Consider the following 16,686-nt stretch of genomic DNA (forward strand, 5'->3'; position numbering starts at 1 on the left):
TCCCACTATTAAAATCCGCACGCGTAAGCACATATTTTTTATCGGAATACAGTACCTCAGAATACCCAATAGGAAGTTTGTGAATAAAACCCAATAACATGGTTGGTTTCTATATAATGAAAATTAAATTGTCATTGACTTAAATTTCTTTGATTTCCTAACCAATCCTTCATTTCGTGGCTCAGTGAGGGTATTTCGTGGAGAAAACTGTGTTAATTCTCAGCAATAAGAGAGGGCCACACCCTTTCCCACCTCAGTGGCCCCAAAAAAAGGGTTCGCAGTGACGATTTAGTCGGTCTTAAGATCTTGGCTTGAACTTGGGTCATTAGTAGTGAATGAAATATTTGTAATAAGCTACCAAACAAGAAGCTTGTTATGAGCTGCAGGAAAGCATGGAGCAGCCCACTTTATGCCTTGCCCATTCAGGTCGTTTGGCAAACCATTTTTCATTTTCAGGTTGCTCGGCGTAGGGGTTTTTTAGCATTTGATACAATTCATCAATAAGCGCGTAATCACCTTTGTCGGCATCATCAATGGCCAGTTGAGCCATGTAATTGCGCAATACATATTTGGGATTTATTGCGTTCATGGCTTTTTTTCGTTCCGAATCCGAGACTGCTTCCACTTGCAAACGGGTAGCATAATGTTGAAACCAATCTTTCCATTGTTGCTTAATGGTATCGGTTACTTCTGTGGGAGTGTAAAATGCCTCTTTAATCAATTCCAGGCCTTCATCCGGTTGGTCTTTTTTAAAGGCTGCCAATTTCCTAAAGAAAATCGTCATATCGGTTTCCGTTAGTTGAAGAAGGGTCTCCAAATGCTGGATTATAGCATTGTCCTTTTGATCATTTGTTTTTAAACCTATTTTGCCACACATCATTTGAGCCATGGCTTTAGGGAATTCTGTTCTGTATTGATTCAATGCTGCCTCTAAAGGTTCTACCTCTTCAATTAATGGATACAAGGCATTGGCCAATTGGTATAAATTCCATAGGCCTATATTGGGCTGGTTGCCATATCGGTATCTTTTGTGCTGAATGTCGGTTGTGTTTGGTGTCCAACCTTCTTCAAAACCCTCTAACCAACCATAGGGGCCATAATCAATGGTCAAACCCAAAATGGACATGTTATCCGTATTCATTACTCCATGAACAAAACCAACACGCTGCCAATCGACAATCATGCTTAAAGTCCGTTGAACGACTTCATTAAAAAAAGCGATATAAACAGCTTTCGAAGGAGTACCCAAATGGGAGAAGTGGTGACGTATGGTATAGTCTACTAATGTTTTTAGTGTCTCTGTATCTTGTCTTGAAGCAAAAATCTCAAAACTACCAAAGCGTATAAAACTGGGGGAAATACGGCTAACCACGGCACCTTTTTCATATTCTGCATTGCCATTGTACAATACATCACGCATTACCTCGTCACCTGTTAATGCCAGAGATAAAGCTCTTGTGGTTGGTATGCCTAAGTGGTGCATGGCCTCACTGCATAAATACTCTCGAATTGAGGAGCGTAATACCGCTAATCCATCTGCTGTCCGAGAGTAGGGCGTTGTACCTGCTCCTTTAAGCTGAACGGTCCATTGCTTGTGATCATGTACTACTTCAAATAAGTTTATGGCCCTACCATCACCTAATTGGCCTGCCCAGTTTCCAAACTGATGGCCTCCATAGCACATGGCATAAGGTTTTGTGTTTTCCATTACAGTATTTCCTGTCAACACATTTAAAAAGGCCGTGGATTTACTATCGGCCTCTGTCAAACCTAGGTTTTTCAGCATTTCGTTAGAGACATGTAAAAGCTCAGGTTTTGCAGTTTTTTTCAGTGTAGCATAAGAAAAACAAGCCTTTTTAACTTGTCTGCGGCTATTTTCCAAAATTGGGTCCGCAGGTAATTCTTGTATGAAAGTGTTTTTTAGATTAAGATTCATTATTTTTATTCTATTGACTTCGTCGCTATTCTATAAAGACAAACGGTTAAAGCATAAAAGTAGTTCTAGAAGGCTTTCCAATATTTCTTTCCACCCAATATACTGTCTGATTTAACTTTTATTATTGTTTTCAAAGGTTTTCCATCCTGATAGTCGGTAAAAATATTGTATTATACATTTGAATGAGTACTTTTGAGATTGTTAACAATCTAAATTTTTGAAAACTAAGAATCATAAACTTGAATTAGTAGCACTCCTAAAAAAAGGAGACATGACCGCTTTTGATGCTATTTACAATATGTACTGTCATAAACTCTACAGGTTTGTATTTAGGTATTTGAAGCAAAAAGAAGATGCTGAAGGTATGGTTCAGGAAGTTTTTATTAAAATTTGGGAGAACAGGGATAAAATAGATGTTTACCGATCTTTTGATTCATTTATTTTTACCATTCTGACTAACGTTACAAAAAAACCTTCAAATTGGCTCAATTTCGAGCCCAAGGTCCTCATTAGTCAGACCGAATTTATCGATTTGTTTCTTTATCCGTTTAACTAAACCCAATTTTCTTTTCTGATCTAGGAAGAGATAGCCTTCCGGATTAATATAGGGAACTCCCTTCACCACCATATTCCAGATGATAACCGCCAGCTTACGGGCAGTGGCACTTATAGCCGAAACCCTTCCTTTTCTAAAGCTTATTCTATGGAAGAAGTCTCGTAGTGGTGTAGAATCCTTCAGGTTCCCAATGGCATTGGCAGCATTCCGTAATGCGATTTTCAGTCTGTTGCTTCCTTTTGGAACTTTACTGGAAAGTACTTTTCCCCCACTTACTTTATTGTTAGGTGCAAGCCTCAGCCATGATGTAAAATGCTTGGCTGTTTTGAATTTCCTAATTCCTTCAAGGCCAACCTCACTCATTAGTGCCAGAACAGTAGAATAACTCATCCCTTCAATTGCAAGCAGGTCAGTACCTTCAAACATTTGATAGGACTTCAAATTAAGATCAATGTCCTTTGGGGTATTTTTGTTGACTCTTTTGTGGGGCTTCGCATCGATAAAATGCTGTCGCTTATTGTCATCGGAATTGATGATTTCATTTAGCATCTTATCAATTTCCATATCGCACTCATTGATTTTATTTTGGAGGTGGTCGTAGGTATCCAGTTCCTGCTGGAGTGCGAAAAGGTAATCTTTCCTGCCATTGGTCTGCAAGGCTTTGGCTATCTCTTCTTCACTTTTCCGGCAGTTTCCGTGCCTGAAAGAGGCCAGTTTTTCTGGATCAGTTTCACCATCACAAATAGCCCTAATAATCAACAGACCAGTCAGCCCACAGATATCCTTGACCACTACGTCCAATCTTAAGTTGAGCAACCTAAGGTTCTTTTGCATCTTCTTGGATGTAGAGGCGGCTAATTGAAGTAGATTAGCCCTTTGCCTGCAGTAGGTCCGGAGTTCTTCTGTCTTACCATCAGGCAGAAAACTACTGGTCAAAAGCCCTAGCGTATGCAGTTTCTGAATCCACTGACAGTCCTTTATATCTGTTTTCTTACCTTTGATGTTTTTGGTAAACTTTCCATTACAAAGCACCACATGAAGCCCTTTGGAAATCAAAACCGCATACAAGTTTTGCCAGTAAGTACCGGTACTCTCCATGGCCACTGTTTTGACATCTTTTTCTTTTAACCAATCTGCCAAAGCGAACAGATCCTGATTAAAGACTCCATATTCACGCACATCCTTTTCGGATTGCCCCACAGCCACCCAATGGGAGCGACTGCCTACATCGATACCCGCAGCCTGCGGATTAATGACTTGCATTGATACAAATTCCTGTTCCATAATGAGACAACTTAGGCTCTAAGGGGATGTGCTTTTGGCAAGAAAATATTCTGAACGGGGTTTCCGGTAAAAACCGGAACCGCCACTAAAGTAATCGCAAGCATCCCAACCAGGATTGCGCCCGTGCTTTCCGAATAATCAGAAGCAACAGTTTAAAAATCGGCCTTACAAAGAGCCTTACTAATTTAAGAAAATGTCGGGATGATGCAACACCCCGTTAGCTTTGAAAGTAAATGTGTTTCATATATGGAGGATTGCCTATAACGCAACCATTAGTCTTCTTCGTAAAAAGATTACCGAGTCCAACAGCAGGGAGTATTTAATGGCTGTTCAAGGCATTACAAGTCCTGACAATGTAATCAATGAAATCCACTTTAATGAGCTTACTGCAAATGTTAAAAATTTGTTGTCTCAATTGACTTCAAGACAGCAGGAGATATATGGGATGAGCCGTGATAAGGGATTTAGTCACAAAGAAATTGCACAACAGTTGGGGATATCTGAAAACACGGTAAAAAATCACTTAGTAACCGCATTGAAATTTTTAAAATCTAATTTGAACAATGAATTAGCTATCAATACCTTTTTTATATATTTAATGATTTAGGTAAATCTGGCCTTTGTTTTACTTCCTAATTAATAAGACTAAAAAATAACAATTACGAATACCTATTTATAGTCTCAGGTGTGTTACTTAAATCACTTATAGTGAGGTGGTCAAGGCGTTTTTATTCGTTTATCAAGTTGCTATAATTTTTTCTTCAATTGTCCGGTTTGCTAAGAAAGTTTCCATTCTATCTAGTCCCCTAATTTGGCCCATGCGTATTATATAATAGGGTTTGAGACAAAATTAAATTTTAATTATAGGCTAAAATCTAATATTTTATACATTTCAGAAGGATGCATTCAGTGGGTTTATGAATAAAAAAATACTTGGCAAATACTTAAATAATAAATGTACCTATCAGGAATTTGAGGAGCTATCTGGCTGGTTAAAATCCAGAGAAAATGAGGATGAATTTAAAAACTGGTGTTTAGAGGAATGGGAGGCTTCAGATAAAGAAGAGGATATTAATAACCCGGAAAAATTTACCGCCATTCTAGACAAAATACACCATGAAATAAATATTAGCAGTCATTCTAATGACATCTCTATAAAGGAAGAAAAACATGTAATTAATTGGTTTAGCCGTGTTGCGGCAGTTTTATTTTTACCACTGATAGGGGCTTTGGTTTTCTTGATGTTATCCAACAATTATCAAGGACAATATTTCTCTGCTGGTTCGGTGGATACACTGGAAATAATTGCACCTATTGGTAGTCGAGTGGTTGTCCAATTGTCTGACGGCTCAAAAGTAAACCTTAATTACGGAAGTAAAATTAAATATCCACGCATTTTTAGCGGTAACACAAGGACAATAAGCCTACAAGGAGAAGGTTTTTTTGAAGTGGCTCATAATCCTGAAAAGCCTTTTGTTGTTAAAACTAAAGGGCTAACCATTAAAGCACTAGGAACTTCTTTTAACGTTTCTGCTTATCAAAACGATGATTTTGTCGCCACTACCCTTGAAGAAGGGCGTGTAGTTGTTGAAAGAAGCATGACTGAAGGTAAAAATCAATCGATTGGTGGGTTAGTGCCCGGTCAGCATGTAACTATAAATACAAATTCAGGAGAAATAACCTCTTCGGTTGGCGCCATAGAAAAATACATTGCCTGGAAAGATGGGAAAATGATTTTTGAGAATGAACTCATTGTCAACATCGCTGAAAAGATGGGGAGAAAATTTAATGTTGATTTTGAAATTAATGATGAGATTAGGGATTACACCTATACAGTAACCTTAGAGGATGATCCACTCATGGTTATCCTTGATTTAATGAAGGAGGTTACCGACATCAGCTATAAAGTTTACCCCAGGATCAAAAAAGCTGATGGTTCTTTTTCAAAACAGAAAATTCGAATAGAAAAGCGGTAATACCGCATTTATACATTTTTAACCTAACCTAAAAGCAAATGCCTATGAAATAATATGTTTTACTACAAAGGTAGGAATGTTACAATTTCTACAATTAAATTTTACTATAAACCCTGAAGAATTGCACAGGGCAATTTCAAATCGTAATACTACAAGAGTATGAAACAAAATAACCGTAATTATAGGGGAGGGGAAATTCCCAATTTCCAAAAAGCAGTTAGAATTATTAAATTAACTTCTTTCTTAATCGTTTTTTCAGCCATCACAGTATTTGCTGGAAAAACCTACTCCCAAACGAAGAAACTTAACTTGGTTTTTGAAAATGATGTAATAAGAGAGGTTCTCCATGATATTGAAGCTCAAAGTGAGTTTTATTTTATGTTCAGTGAGAAAGTAGTGGATGTAAACAGAAAGGTGTCCATTGATGTTAGCGATGAATCCATTGACAACGTTTTAAACCAATTGTTTGCTGGGACCAATGTAGAACATGCTGTAAGGGACCGATACATAATATTGACAACTCCTGAAATATCCAGAAGTAATCTATTTGTGGAACTAGAAAAAGTGGTTACCGGTACCATTTCGGACGAAAATGGAGAGACGATTCCTGGTGTCAATGTTATTGTGAAAGGAACATCTCAAGGGACGGTCACAGATATTGATGGTAGCTATTCTATTACTGTCCCAGATAACAACTCCGTTTTGATATTTAGTTATTTGGGATTTTCTCCCCAAGAAGTGGAAGTGGGAAATCAGACAGTAATTGATTTAGAACTTTCTACAGATATCGCCTCGTTGGATGAAGTGGTGGTTGTAGGATATGGTACAGCCCGTAGAAAAGACATAAGTGGTGCAGTGGGAACTGTAAAATTGGAAGATTCAGAATTGTCGCTTTCGACTTCCAGTAATGCGCTTCAGTCATTACAAGGAACCATCGCAGGCGTTAATGTAGCTCCCCAAACATCCCCGGGTTCCACTCCTGGTATTTTGGTAAGGGGGCAAAATTCCATTAATGGATCAAACTCTCCCTTAATCGTATTGGATGGGATTATTTATCTGGGAAGTATTACAGACATTAATCCCGATGACATAGCCGTTATTGATGTACTTAAAGATGCTTCAGCTGCCGCAGTTTATGGATCAAGGTCTGCAAATGGGGTGATTGTGATCACTACAAAAAGAGGGAAAACCAACAAACCAATCATAAAATATGATGGTTCTTTTGGAGTCAACCGTTGGCAAAATCAATTTGACATGATGAACCTTGATCGGTGGACCCAGAAATATGTGGCCCAAACTCCCTCTATCAATTCACCCTCTGAAATTGTTTTTGATGATGTGACCAGAACCAGACTTTTTGCCCAAGGTGTGGACACTGACTGGATGGATTTGATTTCAAGAAATGGCGCTATCCAAAACCATCAAGTGTCTGTAGCTGGAAGGTCTGATAGATTAAACTATTACTTTTCAGGTGGTTACAATAGCAACGAAGGTGCTATCGTAGGTGACGATTACCAAAGAATTTCTGTGCGTTCAAAATTGGATGCAGAGGTGACCGATTGGCTGAAGGTAGGAATAGACGGTGCCTACAACAATAATAATTATTCAGGTCTTGGAGCGAATGTTGGCAGGGCTTATTCAATGGCTCCGCAAGGATATCCCTATCGATGGGATGCCATGCCTGAAAATCCTCAATCCAATACGGGGACGCTTCTGGAAAGGTATCCAACCGGATCATCTATCCCAAGTCCATTATGGGATTTGAGCGAAGGGGTTGATGACCTTGACAAAAGAAATTTTTACCGAATAGCAACTTATGCATTGGTTAAAGTTCCTAAGATCGACGGGCTTACCTATCGATTCAATTATTCCATTAATGCGAATAATAATATTCAGGACAGGTTCTATCACGAGAATTATTATATCCAGGAACAATTGGTGCAACCTTTTATCCAAAGATACTCACCTACTGAGGTAGCTAAGACATTGGCTCAGGCAAATGGATCCAATCGTAGAACAAACTATCACACCTATGTGATGGACAATATAATAAACTATAACAAACAATTTGGAGACCATTATCTCGATGCCACATTCGTAGCAACAAGGGATTATTCTTACACTAAATTGGTTGAAGCAAGTGGGAATGATTATTCCGATAACGGCAATACCTTATTGGGTATCAATGGAATCCATAAAGGAACTATTCAAAGAAATAATCTGAATGTTGTTGAAAGAGCAAATATTGGATATGTAGGCCGTATTGGCTACTCCTATTTAGATCGGTATAACCTGACTGCTACTGTTAGAAGAGATGGATCATCAGTTTTCGGTAGTGAAAAAAAATGGGGTAATTTCCCATCACTTGGTGTTTCATGGACGCTTTCAGAAGAAGAGTTCCTCAAAGGAGGGGATTATTTGAATTACCTGAAGGTAAAAGCATCCTATGGCCAAAATGGTAATCAGGGCGTATCTCCTTATGGTACATTAGCCCCTTTTGCCAGTGGAAGTGGGGGTGGAATTCGCTATGAATTTGGAGACGCACCTTCTACAATTTTGTACGGGATATCACAAAACGCCTTGGGGAACCCAAATCTTGGTTGGGAGACCACTACGGCATTTAATGGCGGATTCCAGTCTGCCTGGTTGAATGGAGACATTCTTTTGGATCTCGATTTCTATTTTTCCAGCACAACCGATCAGATTTTTGTGAGGCAAATACCTATTATGACAGGTTTTAGCTCCATTATATCAAGTCTTGGTCAAGTGGACAACAGAGGGATTGAAATAAGCCTAAGAACTACCAATATTTCAAAGAAGGATTTCACATGGACCTCTGGACTTATGTTCTGGAAAAACAGAAATAAATTAGTTGAGTTGTATGGTGATGACAATGATGGTGATGGTATAGAGGACGATGACCTTTCCAATAGATTATTTATAGGTAAACCTTTAAATGGTATTTACGGATATGAATATGATGGAGTAGTTCAGGAGGCTGATACTGAATACATCGCCAATACAGGAGCCACTCCAGGAGATGCAAAGTTTAAAGACCTAAGTGGTCCCGAAGGTATTCCAGATGGTATCATTACTGCTGATTATGATCGAAGAATACTGGGTTACAGACAAGAGAATTTTAGACTTAGTCTGTCAAATACTGTCAAATACAAAAATTTCAGCTTTTATGTAATGCTTTCAGGTATTTTTGGAGGTGGAGAGGATAACTTTTACCAAAGGGAAAACCCTCGTCACAATTCCTTCAACAATAGGTTCGATACCAATGAAATCGACCATGATTGGTGGACACCTGAGAACAAGAGTGAGTATTACCTAAGACCAGATTTCAATGGAAACAGGTACCTTGGTCTAATGTCCAGAGGCTTTCTTAGAATCCAGGACGTTAACTTATCCTATGAACTACCTAAGGGCATGCTTAGCGGGATAAGCGTATCCTCTTTAAAGTTATATGGTAGCATTTACAACCTATACTCCTTTACGGATTGGTATGGTGGAGGGGACGCAGAATCGGGGATTAGGCCTGGTGACAATGCCTATCCTGTACCGACCACCTATTCTATGGGTTTAAAAGTAGGCTTTTAACAAATAAAGACAGAAAACATGAAGATATATAAATATAAAATTCAACTTTTCTCACTATTGTTTCTGGTTTTTGCAGTAGGGTGTAATGATGACGAATTCTTACTGGAGGAGCCAAAAACCTTTTATACATTCGAGAACATATTCTCTTCTGAATCCCAGGTGGATCAACTATTGATCACTATGTATTCTCGGGTGAGGAATTTCAGAACCACAAACTACCAGGCCAAAGGCTTTAGTACTGATGTAATGGATGCTCCAGAGTTCAGGCTTTCTACTACCTTCGGTGACTACAGTAGGATCAACCCTGAAAGAGGTGAATTTCGCAATACCTATACCTTTTATTACCAATTGATAGCTACAGCCAATACAGCTATTTATGCGGCCAATCTTGAAGAGATTACCTTCGAGTCGGATGAAAAAAGGGCATATACATTGGCACAGGCAAGGTTTTTCCGCGCTTATGCCCATGGAATGTTGGCAGAATTGTTTGGTGGTGTGCCAATCGTGAAAGAAATAGCTACTGAGCCAAGGTTCGATTATATCCGGGAGACCCGGGCGGACACCTACCAATTTGCGATTGATGAACTGGAAGCTATAATAGGGGACCTTCCTCAGACCACAACACAGGATGGAAGGATAGTAAAGGGTGCAGCACAGCATTATCTGGCTGAATTTTACTTGGGGCTAGGCATTGAGAGTTCCGATGCCTCAGCTTATGATCAGGCGATTAAACACGCCTCTGATGTGATAGATGGTGGTACATTTGGTTTAATGACTGAGCGATTTGGACAAAGAATGAATGAACTAGGCAAAGATGTTTACTGGGACCTTTTTCGTATCAACAACATCAATTACAATGATGGAAACATGGAAAGTATCTGGACATTTCAAGTAGATTTTGATGCTTTCCTTGCTGAGGACGGTCAATCTTTTTTGAATTATCCCAGGTATTATATGCCTGTTTACAGAGCCATTATAGGATTTGATGGTGTAGCCGAAGATGCGGGTGGTCGTGGTGTAGCCTTTTTCAGGCAAACCCCTTATGCTGGGGATATTGTGTGGGAGGAAGCCATCTCGGCCAATGATCAACGTGGTGCAGAACACAATATAATCCGAACCATTATATACAATGATCCCAATTTTCCAGATCTTTTTGGTAAGGAAGTGCCTCAGGATGTGATCGATGAGACAAATGCAGGTAGAGGTTGGGTATATCCCATAATTTTTAAACTTACCACCGATCAGTTTGTAGGTCTTGATCAAGGACAAAATAGGTCCAATCTCTTTAGGGATGAATATGCTATTCGCCTTGCGGAGACAATTCTATTGCGTGCTGAAGCTTACCATAGGAAAGGTGACAACCAGAGTGCTGCCAATGATATCAATTTAATCCGGACCCGGGCTCAATGTGATGTATTAATCTCTGCTGGTGATGTGGATATTGATTTTATTTTGGATGAAAGAACCAGAGAGCTTTTCGGTGAAGAATGCAGGTGGAACACGCTCTTGAGAATGGGTGGTACTGTAGCTGTGGATCGAATCAGAAAGTTTGCATTACATGAAATCACTCCTTTGACGCTTAACTTTGATTTTAATCTGTGGCCTATTCCACAAAGTGTAATCGATAGGAACAAGGATGTCGTTATGGAACAAAATCCAGGATGGATAAACAGATAGTGGTTTTAATAAAATAATAAAGCCCTGATTAAACTGGTAAAACTGTTTGGTCAGGGCTTTTTTGAATTTAGAGGATACAGTCTGCCACAATGGGAATCATTGAACGTTTATTGCCCAAAATAGGCTAAAAGTAGGTATATTGAATTGCTGAATTTTCAAGAATTTGATTCAATAACCTATACCATGAGTAGATTGTTAAAACTTTTTTTCGTTTTAGGGGTTTTTGCTTCCTCCTGTCAAGATCCTGGCAAAAAGCCAAACATTATATTAATCATGACAGATGACCAAGGCTGGTATGATGCAGGATTTAATGGAAATACAGCTTTAAAGACGCCTTTTTTGGATTCACTAGCCGCTAACGGAGTTGTTTTCAATCGGTTTTACTCAGCTTCTGCGGTATGTTCACCTACCAGGGCCAGTTTGATCACAGGTAGAAATCCACTAAGAATGGACATTCCCTATGCCAATACTGGACACATGAAGGAAGAGGAAATTACTATTTCAGAACTGTTGCAAAAAGAAGGATATGCTACGGGACACTTTGGGAAATGGCACCTTGGTACACTGTCCAAATCAATTCCCGACGCTAATAGAGGGGGCAAGGAAAAATTTCTTAAGGATTATACCGTTCCATCTGATCATGGTTATGACACCTTTTTTTGTACAGAGTCCAAAGTCCCAACTTATGACCCTATGGTCTCTCCAAAAGAATTCATAGCAGGAGAAAGCATGCGATATGGGTGGAGAGCTGTAGAAGGCAATGATTCAACAAATAATTATGGTACCGTTTATTGGAAAGGAGAAAATCAAATGGATACCAGTAATGTGCAAGGAGATGATTCTCGCGTAATAATGGATCGTGTGGTACCTTTTATTGAAAATTCAGTAAAAATGGAACAGCCATTCTTCTCCACCATTTGGTTTCATACTCCTCATTTACCGGTAGTCAGTGATAGTTTAGACAGGAGTTTATATGCTGACATGGATTTACCGGAGCAATTGTACTACGGAACCATTTCAGCGATGGATAAGCAAATTGGGAGATTATGGGAAACTTTGGAAAAGGCAGGAATTGAAGAGGAAACCATTGTGTTTTTCTGTAGTGACAATGGACCTGAGGACGGGACTCCAGGTAGCGCAGGGGTGTTCCGGGGTAGAAAGAGGAGTTTGTATGAAGGTGGAGTAAGGGTGCCTGCTTTTGTGATCTGGAAGAATAAAATAGAAGGCGGCAGAAAAATAGATTTCCCTGCTTTTACCAGTGATTATTTACCCACCATTCTTGATCTTTTGGGATTAGATTATCCTGAAGAGCGGGCATTGGACGGTACTAGTATATTGGATGCAATCGAAGGCAATGAAGAAGAGAGAATTAAACCGATGGGTTTTATATGTACACCAAATGTGTCATGGGTGACCCATCAGTACAAACTTATTGCTGATGAAAATTTGGAAAACTTTGAATTATTTGATTTGCTGAAGGATAGGTCGGAAAAGAACAATATTATCAACGAATTCCCCGAGGTTGCAGCGCAGTTAGAAACTGAATTGTCTGAATGGTTATTATCGGTTGAAAACAGTAAGAAAGGAATGGATTATAGGAAATAAATCAATTGGTTATTTAAACTCGAAGTGGCTGGTTTTAAAGCGATCTCATTACTTAATAGATTGTCTAATGCCTATTTAGTGAAAAAACATCAGCATCTATGGATTTCATAAATAAACTATTGGGGATTGACCCAAATTTCATTGTCATTGGTCTGATCGCCTTTTTCTTTTCCTTAGAGCAGTTGATGAAAACGAGGTTTAATTTTAAGAATAGGATGCAACACCTTATTCAAAATGTGTTGTTTCAAATTGTACTTGTTGTTCTCAATATCTTTTTTGTGACTTTCCAAGTCTTCCTTATAGGCTGGTTGAATGGACAACAAATTGGCTTGCTCTATCTGTTCTCCCTACCTATCTGGGCCAAATTGCTTGTTTCGGTCGCCTTGTATGACCTTACTGCGTATTGGATACATAAAGGGACACATAAAATACCCTTACTTTGGCGTTTTCACAGAGTTCACCATAGCGACACCACTATGGATTCTTCAACAGTGTTTCGATTTCATCCTATGGAATTAATTTTGGTATTTGGCCTTGGGAATATTATTACTGCTCTGTTATTCGGAACGGATGTTTTATCAATAGCATTGTACTATTTTATTCTCTATATATTCTTCTTTTTTGAGCATGCAAATTTTAATTATCCTAGATGGTTAAATTCTACTTTGGGGTTGATTTTTGTAATGCCAGACCACCATAGAGTGCATCATCAGCAGGATCAGTTTTATACTGATTCGAATTATGCTGATATATTTATCGTTTGGGATCGGTTATTTGGCACATTTAAAAAGATGGATGCAAATAAAATGAAATATGGTTTAGAAGAATTTGATTCCAAAAACAAACAAAAATTTCTATACCTTATGAAAAGTCCATTTATTAATATTGAACGCGCTAAATATGAGCCAAAAAACCGAAAATAAAATCAAGTCTCCAAGACGCTTTTTCTGCTTTTTTTGGATTGGATGTTGAAATTTTGCATTCATTGAAAAAAAGAAGAGATTGCCTGTTAAATAAGCTCCGTTTAGGAATTGTACCCCGAAAACAAAGTTTAATATTAAAGAAATTATACTACAGCTGGTTGTCTACAATATTTTCAAGCATTTCCTTAGTAAGTGGTTTGCTTAAAAATCCATTGATAAACCCTCTGGAAAGTGCTTTCTCTTTATCATCTGGATTGATAGATGTCGTTAACATTACGACTACAACTTTTCCTTTAAGACCATCATCTAATTTATCATATTCTTCCATAAATTCCCAGCCGTTCATTGCAGGCATATTAATGTCAAGAAAGATAATATCAGGAGGGTACTCACCTTCTTCTTTTTTCTCTAAATATTCTAACGCTTCATAGCCACTTTGTACGGCTACAACCTTTTCCGCTATACCACTGTCGTCAATAATGATTTTATGTAAAAAGTTTGTTGGTTCGTCGTCATCAATTAATAAGATGCAGTTTACTTTTTTTCTCATGATCTTTGATTCTTATTGTAAAATTAAAAATACTTCCTTCATTTAGCTGCGAATCGACCCAAATTTTTCCTCCATGCAAATCTACAATTTTTCTACAATGAGACAGTCCAATTCCGGAGCCTTCATATTTATTTTTATTGTGTAGGCGTTGAAAGATAACAAAAACCTTCTCTTGGTGTTCTGAGGAAATGCCTATTCCATTGTCTTTTACAGAAAACAACCATTCTTTTTCTTGTTGGCTTGCTGAGATTGTTATTAGTGGCTTTGTTCCCTCGTTTCGGAATTTAATCGCGTTGGAAATTAAGTTTAGGAAAAGCATTCTTAGTTGAGTTTCATAGCCTAAAATCGAAGGTAATTTATTTACTACAATTGTGGTACCAGTTTCGCTGATTTTTTTGCTAAGATCAACTTTTATTCCATTTATCAAATCATTAAAATCAACAAGGGTTAGGTTATTGTCTTTGCCAATACGGTTATAATCCAGTAAACTATTGATTAGTTGACTCATGCGGACTGTTGCCTCCTGAATAAATTGTAAGCTTTTTAAACCTAATTCATCAAATGAATCCGTTCTTCTTTTTGCAAGCAGGTCTGTATAATTGATAACTGTACGTAAAGGTTCTTGAAGATCATGGCTGGCAACATAGGCAAATTGTTCGAGCTCTTTGTTTTTATACTCAAGCTTCTTCACATAGTCCATTTTCAACTCCTCAGCTTCTTTTCGTTCCGTTATGTCTTGACTTAGTGCCATGTATTCAGAAATCTCACCCTTTGCGTTTTTGAAAGGAACAAATGCAGTCAAAGTCCAAAAATAAGTACCATCTTTTGCTTTGTTTTTTATTTCTTTTACCCAAATTTCACCAGAACCGATGGTGGTATACATGTCGATGAAAAATTGTTTATCGTGGTACCCTGAATCTAATATGGAATGGGTATTTCCAATAAGCTCATTTCTTGAGTATTTAGATATCTTTCGAAATGAATCATTGACATAGGTTATTACTTTATCCGTATTCATTAGTGAAACAATGGATACCCGATCGATTCCTTGTTTGAATCGTTTGAGATAGTAGCGATTATTTTCTTCCAATTCCTTTGCTAGTTGCTGTCTTTCTGCATCTGTCTTGTTTAGTCCTAATGCTATATATATAACATAAATGATACTCACAGGTATGAAAATAGCAGCATAAGCTACCAGCCCGAAATCGATGGTAATGAAGTCTTGTTGAATTCCTAAAATTAGCAAGTAGCTGGAGAAAATAGGAAACAAAAAAAGTGAAGGAAGAATTTTACGTGTTAATTTGCTGCCTTCATAATCACCCGTTAAGATTTGGTGAAAAGGAGAGTTTTGGTTTTTAAATAATTGTAAGGTAGAAATTAAAAAATATAGACCTGATGTATTAATGGCCATCGTTTTAAATAAAGAAGTCTTGTTGGCTACTGGTATTGATAGGATAAAAGCAATAATAGCCACAAGTGAAATTATAGCTGTTGATGAGAAAGCATACAAACCTATTTTCCCAAAAGTTTTATTAGGCATCAAGTTTCCTAAAAAACCTAATCCTAATAAAATTGAACATATGGCTGTGGCAGGAGACATTCTGCCAGGGTTTTTCGCTGAGAAGGTGTCGGTTACAAAAATATTGTCAATTGAAATAAATGCCCAATCTATATATTCCCCTAATGTTATAATGCCAATAAGGATTAAAACACTGGCTAAAACCATGTAGGTAGTACGATAACTTTTCTCTTTTTTGTGACGGATAGCCATTAGGATACCAGCTAAAAGAAAAATCAAGGCGGTATTGAATTTCATGGTGGCACCACTAGGTGTCATACCCAATAATTCGTAAATACCTATAAACCATCCAATTAAAACAGCCAAGCTCAATACCAAACAAATTGAAATTAATGCTCTTTCAATTTTATTTAAATTAAGTTTTTTAAAAATGGTTCTTGACATAGGATTTAAAAATGTAATTATTATGGTAACTAATTTACTGTTAAAAAGTTTCTATTCATAATAGGTACACTTATTACAGCGTAAAATAATAATTCTTGTTTCAAGACCCATTCAAAATTAAAAACTGACAGCGAATTCGTTTCCTAAATTTATATAATGATAGCAATCATTTGATTCCTTTATTAAAAAAAATCGTCTTTTTTATTATTTTTTGCCGTAACGATGTGTTTCACGAACATCATCCTCTCAAAAGGTACCATATATTTAGTTAATATTTTTGATAAACTGATATTAAACGTTCAAGAAACACTTTTTTACTCTTTTCAATTGCTAGGAATTGGTCTAGCTATATGAGTATTTCGGATTAATATAAGGGGGTATTTGTTTCAGTTTAAACCCTAATAAGTAGTAGTTTTCTTGAGAAATAATTATACTATTTCAACTAAAATTTATTTTTAAAAACATATAGGAATTGAAAAATAAAATTATTTCGTTGTATTTTATCAGTTTTAATATTGGTTTTTTTAAATCTATCTTCAATTTAGCGGGATTTTAATTTTTGCTACTAAATCAAAGAAGTTTAGAAAATAATCTATCTAATCCACCAGTTAGA

At 37.5% G+C, this 16,686-nt stretch carries 11 protein-coding genes; 7 read left to right on the plus strand and 4 right to left on the minus strand.

Annotated elements, in window-relative coordinates:
* Window positions 1-373: 373 nt before the first annotated feature.
* A complete protein-coding gene (locus AC0L7T_RS11790) occupies window positions 374-1,936 on the minus strand; it encodes a protein adenylyltransferase SelO (RefSeq protein WP_473342836.1) in 1,563 nt (520 codons plus the stop codon).
* 298 nt (window positions 1,937-2,234) lie between these two features.
* On the opposite strand from AC0L7T_RS11790, the gene AC0L7T_RS11795 reads away from it, so the two are divergent.
* Window positions 2,235-2,492: an RNA polymerase sigma factor gene (locus AC0L7T_RS11795; protein ID WP_473343366.1), complete on the plus strand. Its 258-nt coding sequence runs from the start codon at window positions 2,235-2,237 to the stop codon at window positions 2,490-2,492.
* Here AC0L7T_RS11795 and AC0L7T_RS11800 read toward each other — a convergent pair.
* Window positions 2,412-3,776 carry an IS110 family RNA-guided transposase gene (locus AC0L7T_RS11800; protein ID WP_473340714.1) on the minus strand — a complete coding sequence of 455 codons (1,365 nt, stop codon included), beginning with the start codon at window positions 3,774-3,776 and terminating at the stop codon, window positions 2,412-2,414. The two genes, AC0L7T_RS11795 and AC0L7T_RS11800, sit on opposite strands and share 81 nt — an antisense overlap.
* A 223-nt stretch (window positions 3,777-3,999) precedes the next feature.
* Here AC0L7T_RS11800 and AC0L7T_RS11805 point away from each other — a divergent pair, with 223 nt between their 5' ends.
* From AC0L7T_RS11805 to AC0L7T_RS11830, 6 genes are all read left to right on the plus strand, one after another.
* Window positions 4,000-4,383 (plus strand): RNA polymerase sigma factor, encoded by a 384-nt coding sequence (locus tag AC0L7T_RS11805; RefSeq protein WP_473342837.1) that lies wholly within the window; start codon window positions 4,000-4,002, stop codon window positions 4,381-4,383.
* A gap of 310 nt (window positions 4,384-4,693) precedes the next feature.
* On the plus strand, window positions 4,694-5,752 hold the full coding sequence (locus AC0L7T_RS11810; RefSeq protein WP_473342838.1) for a FecR family protein: 1,059 nt from the start codon (window positions 4,694-4,696) through the stop codon (window positions 5,750-5,752).
* 159 nt (window positions 5,753-5,911) lie between these two features.
* Window positions 5,912-9,355, plus strand: a complete 3,444-nt coding sequence (locus AC0L7T_RS11815) for a TonB-dependent receptor (protein WP_473342839.1) — start codon at window positions 5,912-5,914, stop codon at window positions 9,353-9,355.
* Window positions 9,356-9,373: 18 nt separating this feature from the next.
* Entirely contained in the window at window positions 9,374-11,032 is a 1,659-nt protein-coding gene (locus AC0L7T_RS11820) for a RagB/SusD family nutrient uptake outer membrane protein (RefSeq protein WP_473342840.1), read from the plus strand.
* Window positions 11,033-11,215: 183 nt separating this feature from the next.
* Window positions 11,216-12,637, plus strand: coding sequence for a sulfatase family protein (locus tag AC0L7T_RS11825; protein ID WP_473342841.1), 1,422 nt, complete (start codon window positions 11,216-11,218; stop codon window positions 12,635-12,637).
* Window positions 12,638-12,735: 98 nt separating this feature from the next.
* Window positions 12,736-13,560, plus strand: a complete 825-nt coding sequence (locus AC0L7T_RS11830; RefSeq protein ID WP_473342842.1) for a sterol desaturase family protein — start codon at window positions 12,736-12,738, stop codon at window positions 13,558-13,560.
* Between the two features lie 148 nt (window positions 13,561-13,708).
* Here the strand turns inward: AC0L7T_RS11830 and AC0L7T_RS11835 are convergent, their stop codons facing one another.
* Entirely contained in the window at window positions 13,709-14,110 is a 402-nt protein-coding gene (locus AC0L7T_RS11835; protein WP_473342843.1) for a response regulator, read from the minus strand.
* Complete coding sequence (locus AC0L7T_RS11840) at window positions 14,076-16,073, minus strand: sensor histidine kinase (RefSeq protein ID WP_473342844.1); 1,998 nt, start codon at window positions 16,071-16,073, stop codon at window positions 14,076-14,078. The genes AC0L7T_RS11835 and AC0L7T_RS11840 overlap by 35 nt, the downstream gene beginning before the upstream one ends.
* Window positions 16,074-16,686: the final 613 nt, after the last annotated feature.

The sequence above is a fragment of the Cyclobacterium sp. 10D3-21 genome, from assembly GCF_055809755.1.